The sequence below is a fragment of the Treponema sp. UBA7567 genome, from assembly GCF_002476655.1.
Taxonomy (GTDB): Bacteria; Spirochaetota; Spirochaetia; order Treponematales; family Treponemataceae; genus Treponema_D.
The window spans coordinates 1-8,727 of sequence record NZ_DLLH01000074.1; the positions used below are offsets into that span (position 1 = coordinate 1).

6 protein-coding genes and 1 pseudogene are annotated in these 8,727 nt (G+C 38.0%); 5 read left to right on the forward strand and 2 right to left on the reverse strand.

The window, feature by feature from the left end; genetic code table 11:
• Positions 1 to 20 precede the first annotated feature (20 nt).
• The 3 genes and pseudogenes from B3Y13_RS09315 to B3Y13_RS09325 all read left to right on the forward strand — a co-directional run.
• A pseudogene (locus B3Y13_RS09315) lies at positions 21 to 551 on the forward strand (phosphoribosylaminoimidazolecarboxamide formyltransferase); the annotation flags it as partial.
• A gap of 274 nt (positions 552 to 825) precedes the next feature.
• Positions 826 to 2,946, forward strand: a complete 2,121-nt coding sequence (locus B3Y13_RS09320) for a methyl-accepting chemotaxis protein (RefSeq protein WP_296694125.1) — start codon at positions 826 to 828, stop codon at positions 2,944 to 2,946.
• Positions 2,947 to 3,011: 65 nt separating this feature from the next.
• Positions 3,012 to 3,686, forward strand: a complete 675-nt coding sequence (locus B3Y13_RS09325) for an HAD family hydrolase (protein ID WP_296694127.1) — start codon at positions 3,012 to 3,014, stop codon at positions 3,684 to 3,686.
• 33 nt (positions 3,687 to 3,719) lie between these two features.
• On the opposite strand, the gene B3Y13_RS09330 is transcribed toward B3Y13_RS09325, so the two are convergent.
• Complete coding sequence (locus tag B3Y13_RS09330) at positions 3,720 to 4,208, reverse strand: DUF523 domain-containing protein (RefSeq protein WP_296667738.1); 489 nt, start codon at positions 4,206 to 4,208, stop codon at positions 3,720 to 3,722.
• A gap of 204 nt (positions 4,209 to 4,412) precedes the next feature.
• Between B3Y13_RS09330 and B3Y13_RS09335 the strand changes: the two genes are divergently transcribed.
• Positions 4,413 to 5,969, forward strand: a complete 1,557-nt coding sequence (locus tag B3Y13_RS09335) for an extracellular solute-binding protein (protein WP_296694129.1) — start codon at positions 4,413 to 4,415, stop codon at positions 5,967 to 5,969.
• A 21-nt stretch (positions 5,970 to 5,990) separates the two neighbouring features.
• On the opposite strand, the gene B3Y13_RS09340 is transcribed toward B3Y13_RS09335, so the two are convergent.
• Complete coding sequence (locus tag B3Y13_RS09340) at positions 5,991 to 6,125, reverse strand: hypothetical protein (protein WP_296023030.1); 135 nt, start codon at positions 6,123 to 6,125, stop codon at positions 5,991 to 5,993.
• A gap of 173 nt (positions 6,126 to 6,298) precedes the next feature.
• On the opposite strand from B3Y13_RS09340, the gene B3Y13_RS09345 reads away from it, so the two are divergent.
• The coding region (locus tag B3Y13_RS09345) for an ABC transporter substrate binding protein (protein ID WP_296694132.1) at positions 6,299 to 8,727 on the forward strand (2,429 nt) is incomplete at its 3' end.

The following is an 8,727-nucleotide window of genomic DNA, read 5'->3' on the forward strand; positions in this document are numbered from 1 at the left end:
GGCCGTCTTTTACGTAACATAACCTTATTATTGCTCTTATTACTCTCAAATATACTCAGTCAAATTCTGTATGTTACGTAAAAGACGGCCAGGCGATTGGAATTGGCGCTGGACAGCAAAGCCGCGTTCACTGTACACGCCTTGCTGGTCAAAAAGCCGACAACTGGTGGCTGCGTCAGTCGCCAAAAGTGCTCGGATTGCAGTTTGTTGACGGAATTAAACGCGCAGACCGCGATAATGCAATTGACGTTTATATTGGCGAAGAATATGAAGATGTTCTTGCAGAAGGAAGCTGGCAGAGAATTTTCAAAGTAAAGCCTGAAGTTTTTACTCGCGAAGAGAAAAAAGAATGGCTTGCTAAAAATACAGATGTTGCTCTCGGCTCAGACGCTTTCTTCCCGTTTGGAGACAATATTGAGCGTGCGCACAAATCTGGCGTAACTGTAATTGCTCAGCCGGGAGGTTCGGTTCGCGATGATCAGGTAATCGAAACTGCCGACAAGTATAATATGGTTATGTGCTTTAACGGAATTAGACTTTTCCATCACTAGTTTTTTATAAAAGGCGCTGTTTTGCGTAGTTTGTAAGAATTCTTGACGAAAAAATATTAACATATTAAAACTAAAAACGCTCTCTGTCGGGAGCGTTTTTTTTATGGCCGTTTTTTGCAATGATTTTGAGTTTTTTTGTGGCGATTTTGATATTTTTTGGTAGAATAAAACAGGCGATTTTTTATATTTCAAATTTTTATCTAAAAACTGAAATTTTTAGATATTTTGTTTAGACATTCGGAAAAATAATTTTTTTTAAGCTGGAGGCATTTTTATGAAACTACGTAAGACTGAGAATCAGCAGGAAAAGAAAAAGGGAGGACGCCTATTTCTTCTTATAGGCGGTTTTTTAGCGGGGATTGTAATTTTCTTTAACGTGCTGCAGATTCGGTTTGTAACAAAAACTACAAAAGAGGAGCTTAAAAAAAGTACAGAATTTGAATATGCCCAGTTTGTAGATACTTATGCAAATCTTGAGCAAAATGTTATTGAAAAATATTTTGCAGCCCTAGATTACTACTGCAATTCAGACATCATAAAAGGAAATGCAAGCACGGAAGAAATTGTTTCCTGGCTGCGCGATCATGAGCAGGACAGAAATAAAGATTTTTTTGATTATGTTGCATGGGTTGATAAAGACGGACTTTATTATTCGGATATTGGAACTCAGACGATTGTTTCTGACCGCGATTATTTTAAAGAAATCATGCAGAACGGCGCAGATTCTTATGTTGACAATCCTGTTCCTTCTAAAGTTTCGTGGAAAACAGTTGTGCATGTATGCCGTGCTGCCAAACGCAATGGCGAAACAATCGGTTTTTTTTGTGGAAACGTTGAAGAATCTAATTTTGCGAAGGTCCTTGAAGATATAAATCTTGGTTCGCTTGGCGAAGCTGGGCTTTTTAGCAGCATTGGAAAGGTTATTGCCTCAAATCTTAATTCTGAAAAATTAAAGGAAGAAGTTGATTATATCCGAAAAAATGACCCGGCTTCTTATTCTGTTTTTCAGACTGCTTGGGCGAATGACAGTCATACTGGAATAATAAAAAATAGTGCTGGCGAAAACATTGTTATTTTTTCAAAAATTGTAAAGCACACGCCGTGGAAAATTATGCTTTTATTAAAAGAAACAGAAATCAATGCGGCTTCAACTGCAATTTTCTATAAACTTTTAATCTGCGGAATTATAATTACCGTTATAATCGTTCTTTTTGTAGGTTTTATAATGTACAAACAGATAAAGCCTTTGAGTGTTGTGGAAAACACGATCCGCGGAATTGCAACTGGAGACGCAGACCTTACGCAAAGAATTCAGTTAAAGAGCAGCAACGAAATTGGACGCGTTGTTGATGGCTTCAATAAATTTTCTGAAAAACTTCACATAATTGTTTCAACAATGAAGCAGTCTAAGAACGACCTTGTCGAAGTCGATGAACTTCTGCAGAACAGTACAGAAGACACTGTAGCGGCAATTAGTCAGATTATTAGCAATATTAAGGGTATGGACAAGCAGATTGGCGTTCAGAGCGAGTCTGTTCACGAAACTGCCGGAGCTGTAAACGAAATTGCTTCAAACATAGAGTCTTTAAACCGCATGATTGAAAGTCAAAGCGCGGCTGTTACTCAGGCGAGTGCTTCTGTTGAAGAGATGATTGGAAACATCAATTCTGTAAATAATTCTGTTCAGAGAATGGCTCATACTTTCCACGAGCTTGAAGAGAAGGCGGCAACTGGAATTCAAAAAAATAACGATGTTACGGCAAAAATCGAAGAAATTCAGGCAGAAAGCCAGGCTTTGCGCGAAGCAAACGTCGTAATCAATGGAATTGCAGAGCAGACAAATCTTTTGGCAATGAATGCGGCAATTGAAGCGGCTCATGCGGGCGAAGCAGGAAAGGGATTTAGCGTTGTTGCCGAAGAAATTCGTAAACTTTCCGAAGATTCTGGTTCTCAGTCGCAGACAATCGGTAATCAGCTGGATAAAATCATAAACAGCATTGAGCAGATGGTTGATGCTTCTGGCATTGCTTCCGATGCGTTTAACGACGTTGCTCAGGAAATCAATTTGACAAACAATCTTGTTCAGGAAATTTCAAATGCAATGATAGAACAGAATGAAGGTTCAAAACAAATTGCAGTCGCCCTTAACAGCATGAATGACACTTCTAACGAGGTAAAAACAGCGTCTTTGGAAATGGCTGAAGGAAATAAGGCGATTCTTGATGAAATAAAAAATCTTCAGGAAGCTACATTCAGCATAAAAGACGGAATGGGCGAAATGTCTTCCGGGGCACGCAAAATCAACGAAACTGGAGCGGCGCTTTCTGAACTTGCAAACCGTATGAAAGCTTCAATTGGACAGATTGGTATTCAGGTCGATCAGTTCAAAGTTTAAAATCGGAAAAAATTCATATTATGTTTTGATTGTAGTGAAGTTCATTTTTTTGCTACAATCGGAGTATGTTGTTAAGAAACGATTTTTCTCAATTTACGCACTTTTTTTGGGATCTTGACGGAACTTTGACACGTTCTGCCGAAGGAATTGTAAACAGTGTGCGTTATGCGCTTGAATGTTTTGGAATAAAAGAAGCGGACGATGAAAAACTCAAGCGTTTTATAGGACCTCCGCTTGCAGAGTCGTTCAATGTTTTTTATGGACTGAGCGAAGAGCAGTGCGATAAAGCCATAGAAAAATATCGTGAGTTTTATACGGAAAAAGGAATTTTTCAAAATGCAGTTTATGAAGGAATCCCAGAAACCTTGCAAAAACTCAAAGAAAGCGGAAAAAAACTTTACGTTGCAACTTCAAAACCGGAAGTTTTTATGTTCAGAATTCTGGAACATTTTAATTTATCTCAATACTTTGATTTTGCCGGCGGCGCGGACATGGCGGAAGCAAGAAGCGAAAAGCACAAAGTTATCGAATATGTAATTAAGCACGAAAATTTGCAGGCTGAACGAAAAAACGGCAAGATTTTGATGATTGGCGACAGAAAACACGACATTCTCGGAGCGCGAAAAAACGGCTTAAAATGCTGTGCAGTTTTGTGGGGCTATGGAAGCCAGCAGGAATTTGAAGAATTTAAGGCCGATTTTATAATTTCAAAACCGGGGGATTTAGTTTGTCAAAGCTAGTTTGACAGATTTTGCTTGTCGGCTTAAATAATTTTAAAAAGCAAAACTCAATTGAAGCGGCGCTTTTGCAAGACGGAGAGATTCAAATAGTTCTTCTATCTGGTTTTCTCCAAAAACTTTTATTCCGTTTTTTAGCAAAAGGTCTGCCGTTATTCCGTTTCCGTCGATTATTTTGTGGCTGAATGATCCGTCGTAGATTTTTCCAACTCCGCACGAAGGACTTCTTTCTTTTAAAAGCGCAAAAGAGCATCCGAACATTTTTGCCGCTTTTAAAACCTGTTGAGCGCCTTTTTTGAATTGAGGAGTTCTGTCGTTGCCTTGCGAGTCGATTACTTTTTCTCCGGAAATTTCGCAGGGAGAGCGCGGACAGGAAAGTCCTCCCATACATTCCGCACAGACAGGAATTATGTTTGCGATTTTTTTTAGGCGTTCAAAGGTTTCTTCCTGCAGAATTGAGCCGTTGTTTCCGCCGTCATATTTTACATCAAAACCTAAGAGGCAGGCGCTTACAAGAATGTTCATAGAAAATAATTATGAATTAAGTTTGATGGTTGGACAAGAGAAAAGTATAAGCATAGAAAAGAAATAAAAAGAATGAATAACAAAAGAATATCTCTAAAATCTCGAAATAAAAACGGTTGTATGATATATTTCATGTTTGGCTGTATATTTATTTGAATTGAATTTAATTAAGTTTTAGAATAAATGAGTTTGGAGGAATTTTAAATGAAATGCAAAATTTCAGCTGTTTGCGCAGCGCTTTTTCTTGCAGTAATTCTTACTTCATGCGGTTCTAAAGAAAAAAATATTATTCCTTTAGAATTGTGGTATGGCGCAACTTTTTCTGAAGCTGGAGAACCGCCAGCAGATTGGGAAGTTTTTAACATTATCCGCAGAAAATTGAATATCGAGTTAAAAATTTCTGCTGTTCCTGCAAGTTCTACTGAAGCGGACAAAAAAATTATAGCTGCCGCAGATGCCGGACGTCTGCCAGATATTTTTGTTGTGAGCGGAACTGTCTTGCCAAAATTGATGAAAAAAGAATGTCTTTCTTATGTTGATGACATGTACGAGCTTATGCCGACTCGTACTTCTCAAATGTATGATGTAAAAGAGCGCAAGTCGTATGGTTACAAGGGCAAGCACTATGCTTTGAGCCAGCCAGGTTCAGTTGTAAAAAATGAAGGAATTTTGATTAGAAAAGACTGGCTTGATAAACTTGGCCTTGAAATTCCTGTAACTCTCGACGATTACATGAACGTAATGAAGGCTTTTGCTTACAGCGATCCTGATGGCAACGGCAAAAATGACACTTATGGTTACGGCGCTTATCTTGAAATCAAAAAGAATTCAGAAGGTTTGGGTGTGAAATTTGACCCGATTTTTGGCGCTTTTGGAGTAGAAGGAACTTTTGATTTTAACAAAGATACTGCCGGACTTAATATTTACAAAGACAGTTATTTTGACGCAGTAAATTTTGTGCGTCAGATGGTTAACGAAAAAGTAATCGATCCGAACTGGGTTGTTTATAAGAAGGATGATTTTAGAAATGCCTGGAAATCAGGTCGTTTTGGAATTATGCGTGAACAAAATGCAGCCTTTGCCCTCGAAAACAACTATTCACCTTTTGACGAAAAGTTTCCGGATGGAGAATGGATTGTAATTGAGCCTCCGACAGGTCCTTCTGGGGTTAAATCGGTTGGAATTTACACTGACCAGGGACACCGCATCTATGCAATCAGCAAAAATGCCAGAGAAAAAGGCAAGATTGAGGCAATTGCAAGGCTTCTTGAATGGATGAGCAGCGAAGAAGGTTATTATCTTTTGGGATTTGGTGAAGAAGGCGTAAACTACAGACGTGACGAAAATGGAAAAATCACAACTGAAGGTTTGGCTGACCCTTCAAAAGCGTATACTCAAAAATCATTTGCACGTTATCTTCAGCTTAGAAATTTGATTTTTTATAACAGCGAAGTTGAGCTTGAAAGCCGCTACCCAACCTGGGTAAGCCGCAACGGCAAAAAAATGAGCGCATACGCAGTTTTAAAAAATATGCAGAATCAGGACTGGACTCCAGCCCTTGGCTCAGAAGGTTTGCCAGCTCCGTCTGCCGAAGTAAAAAAATATTACGAGCAGGGCGTTATGGACTTTGTTACAGGAAAACGTGCCCTTATTAGAGAAAACTGGCAGCAGTGGCTCAACGGATTTACACGCATTGGCGGAATCGACTGGGAACGCAAATGTAAAAATTACGTTGAAAGCAACAACCTGCTTACCGAATAGTTTTGCCCATTTCGCTGGCATTTAGTCTATCCAGCGGAGTGTTCTTTTTTGACAGCGCCGGCTTTTATGCTGGCGTTTTTCGTTTAAAAAGGTTTCGATAATTTCTGTAATTGCCCATAAAGCGATAAATCCCAAAAATAAAAAAAACATAGCCATAAATGCTCCTCCTTAGTTGGTATGCCAATGATAAAACAACTAGTGAGACACTGATTGTCCTTGGTAAAAAAGTTTTCTTGTGCGATAACGGTAAATTATCAACCAGAGTTTTTTAGTTAAGTTTTTTTATGATAAAATAAACGGAATATGTTTTTTTTAAGGGGAGTGTTGTTATGAATAGAAGAAAATCGATAGTTATTACTTCTGTTTTGACTGGCTTGGCTGTTATTTGCGCGCTGGCTGGAATTGCCCTTTTAATTTTTATTTTTCTTAAGGGCGAAATAAATAGATTTGAACCTTTTGAGTTGGACGAAAACAAGACTTACGATGTTCTTTATATAAGTTCTTATGATCCTCGCTATTTGATTACAAAGAATCAGCTTGAAGGCATTGAATATTCTATGCAAAAAAAAGGCATCATGTACGAAGTTATGTACATGGACATGCTTAATTATAACACTGTCGAAAATTACGAGCTTTTTTATCAGACAGTAAAGCATAAAATTTCTATGCGTCCGACAAATTACAAGGCGGTTATTGTAAGCGATGACGCTGCCTTAACTTTTATTGAGCAGTTCCATAACGAACTTTTTAAAGATGTTCCGGTTGTATTTTTTGGAATAAACGATATTGCTCATGCAAAAAATGCTCAAAAAAATCCATGGTTTACAGGATTTGGAGAAAAAAATTTTGTTGATGAAACTCTTGAAATAATCATTGAGCAAAATCCTAATGTTAAAAAAGTTTGCTGTATTCTTGATGATTCTTTAACGGGCCGTGGCGACAGAGAGCAATTTTTGGACGCAATAAAAAAATATCCAAACTTAACCTATGAGTTTATTACGATTTCTCGAAATTCTCCTGAACAGATTGCTAATCGGTTGTCTGCAATTCACACTGATTCAGTAGTTTTGTGTCTTTCTTCTTTGCAGTCTTATGCACACAGAAATTCTTTTTCTATTTATGAGCTTATTGATTTTATCAGTTCGTATTCACGGAGAATTCCCGTTTATAGGACAAATGCTGTCGGTATTGGGAATGGATTTTTGGGTGGAAAAGTTTATGATCACTATGCGGCCGCCTGCCATGCTGTAGAAATTGTTTATGAAATTCTCGAAGGAAAAAAACAGATTTTTGATTTTGAATACGATGATTTTGCGGCTGGAAAATGTATTTTTGATTACAAACTTCTGAAAGAATTCAATATAAATCCTGCGACTTTGCCTTCCGAAACGATTTTTTTCAACAAGGCGGAAAATATTTTAAAAAAACAGAAAAGTCTGTTCATTGCTGTTTTTTTTATAATACTCTCTTTGATTTTGATGCTCGTTGTTTTTATTACAAGCTATTACAAATCAAAAAAAATTAACGAAATTGTCATGGCGATGAATAAAAAAATGCGCCAAATTAACAGGGAGCTGATTGACTCGAAAACAAAACTGACTTTTGTCGCAAACAATGATGGTTTAACGGAGCTTCCAAACAGAAGTCACGGTGAGGCAGAAATAAAAAAACTTATACATTCTGGCTTGCCTTTTACGCTTTTTTTGATGGACGTTGATGATTTTAAAAATTACAACGACACTTACACACACGCATGCGGCGATTTTGTCTTAAAAGAATACGGACGCCGGCTTGCAAAACTTACTGTAAACGGTGAATATTTTGCGGCACGCTACGGCGGAGATGAATTTTTGCTTGTCTATAAATGCGGTCATATCGAAAAAAATGGGCGAGAGATTGAACTTTTGCGTCAATTGCTCAATGAACCGATGTATTTTAACGGAACAAAACTTTCAATAACAGTAACTTTGGGTTTTGCAGATTCGTCTATCGATGTTTCTTACGATGAGCTTCTTACAAATGCGGATATTGCAATGTATGAGGCAAAAAAGATTGGTTTTGGAACCTGTCTTGGTTTTATGCCGGAAATGAAAGAATCGGTTTTGAGGCGCAATTCGATTATTGACATTTTAAAAGACGAATGTGAGCATGGCGGTTTTGAAATTCGCTATCAGCCAGAGATTTCTACAAAAACTGGCGATGTCTGCGCTTTTGAAGCTCTTGTCCGCTTGAAGGATTATTCAGTTGGACCGGATGTTTTTATTCCTGTAGCGGAAAGCAGCGGTTTTATTGCTCGAATCGGAAGAATTGTTACCGAAAAAGTTTTGCGTCAGATGGACATCTGGCGTTCTGAAGGAATGAAGCTTCGAAAGGTTGCAATAAACTATTCAAATGGACAACTTGTTGATGACGGTTATGTCTTGCATCTGAAAAACATGATGGAAAAATACAGGATTCCGTCAGATCTAATCGAAATTGAAATTACAGAAAGCCTTTTTATGGGTAAAAAAGGTCGCGTAACTCAGCTTTTTGACGAACTTGCAAAAATTGGTGTTACACTTGCTCTTGATGATTTTGGAACGGGGTATTCTTCTCTCAGCTATTTGACTTTTGTTCCAGCGGACAAGGTTAAAATAGACAAGTCTCTCGTTGATAATTATCTTGTAGATGGAAAAGAAGATTTTATTCAGAATATTGTGCAGCTTGTGCATGGTTTGGGAATGAAACTGGCTGTTGAAGGCGTTGAGCACAAATGGCA

Excerpts from the sequence above, each read along its gene's own strand:
- B3Y13_RS09330 (WP_296667738.1), bottom strand. The coding sequence starts at position 4,208 with ATGAACATTCTTGTAAGCGCCTGCCTCTTAGGTTTTGATGTAAAATAT.
- B3Y13_RS09325 (WP_296694127.1), top strand. The coding sequence starts at position 3,012 with ATGTTGTTAAGAAACGATTTTTCTCAATTTACGCACTTTTTTTGGGAT.
- B3Y13_RS09320 (WP_296694125.1), top strand. The coding sequence starts at position 826 with ATGAAACTACGTAAGACTGAGAATCAGCAGGAAAAGAAAAAGGGAGGA.
- B3Y13_RS09340 (WP_296023030.1), bottom strand. The coding sequence starts at position 6,125 with ATGGCTATGTTTTTTTTATTTTTGGGATTTATCGCTTTATGGGCAATT.
- B3Y13_RS09335 (WP_296694129.1), top strand. The coding sequence starts at position 4,413 with ATGAAATGCAAAATTTCAGCTGTTTGCGCAGCGCTTTTTCTTGCAGTA.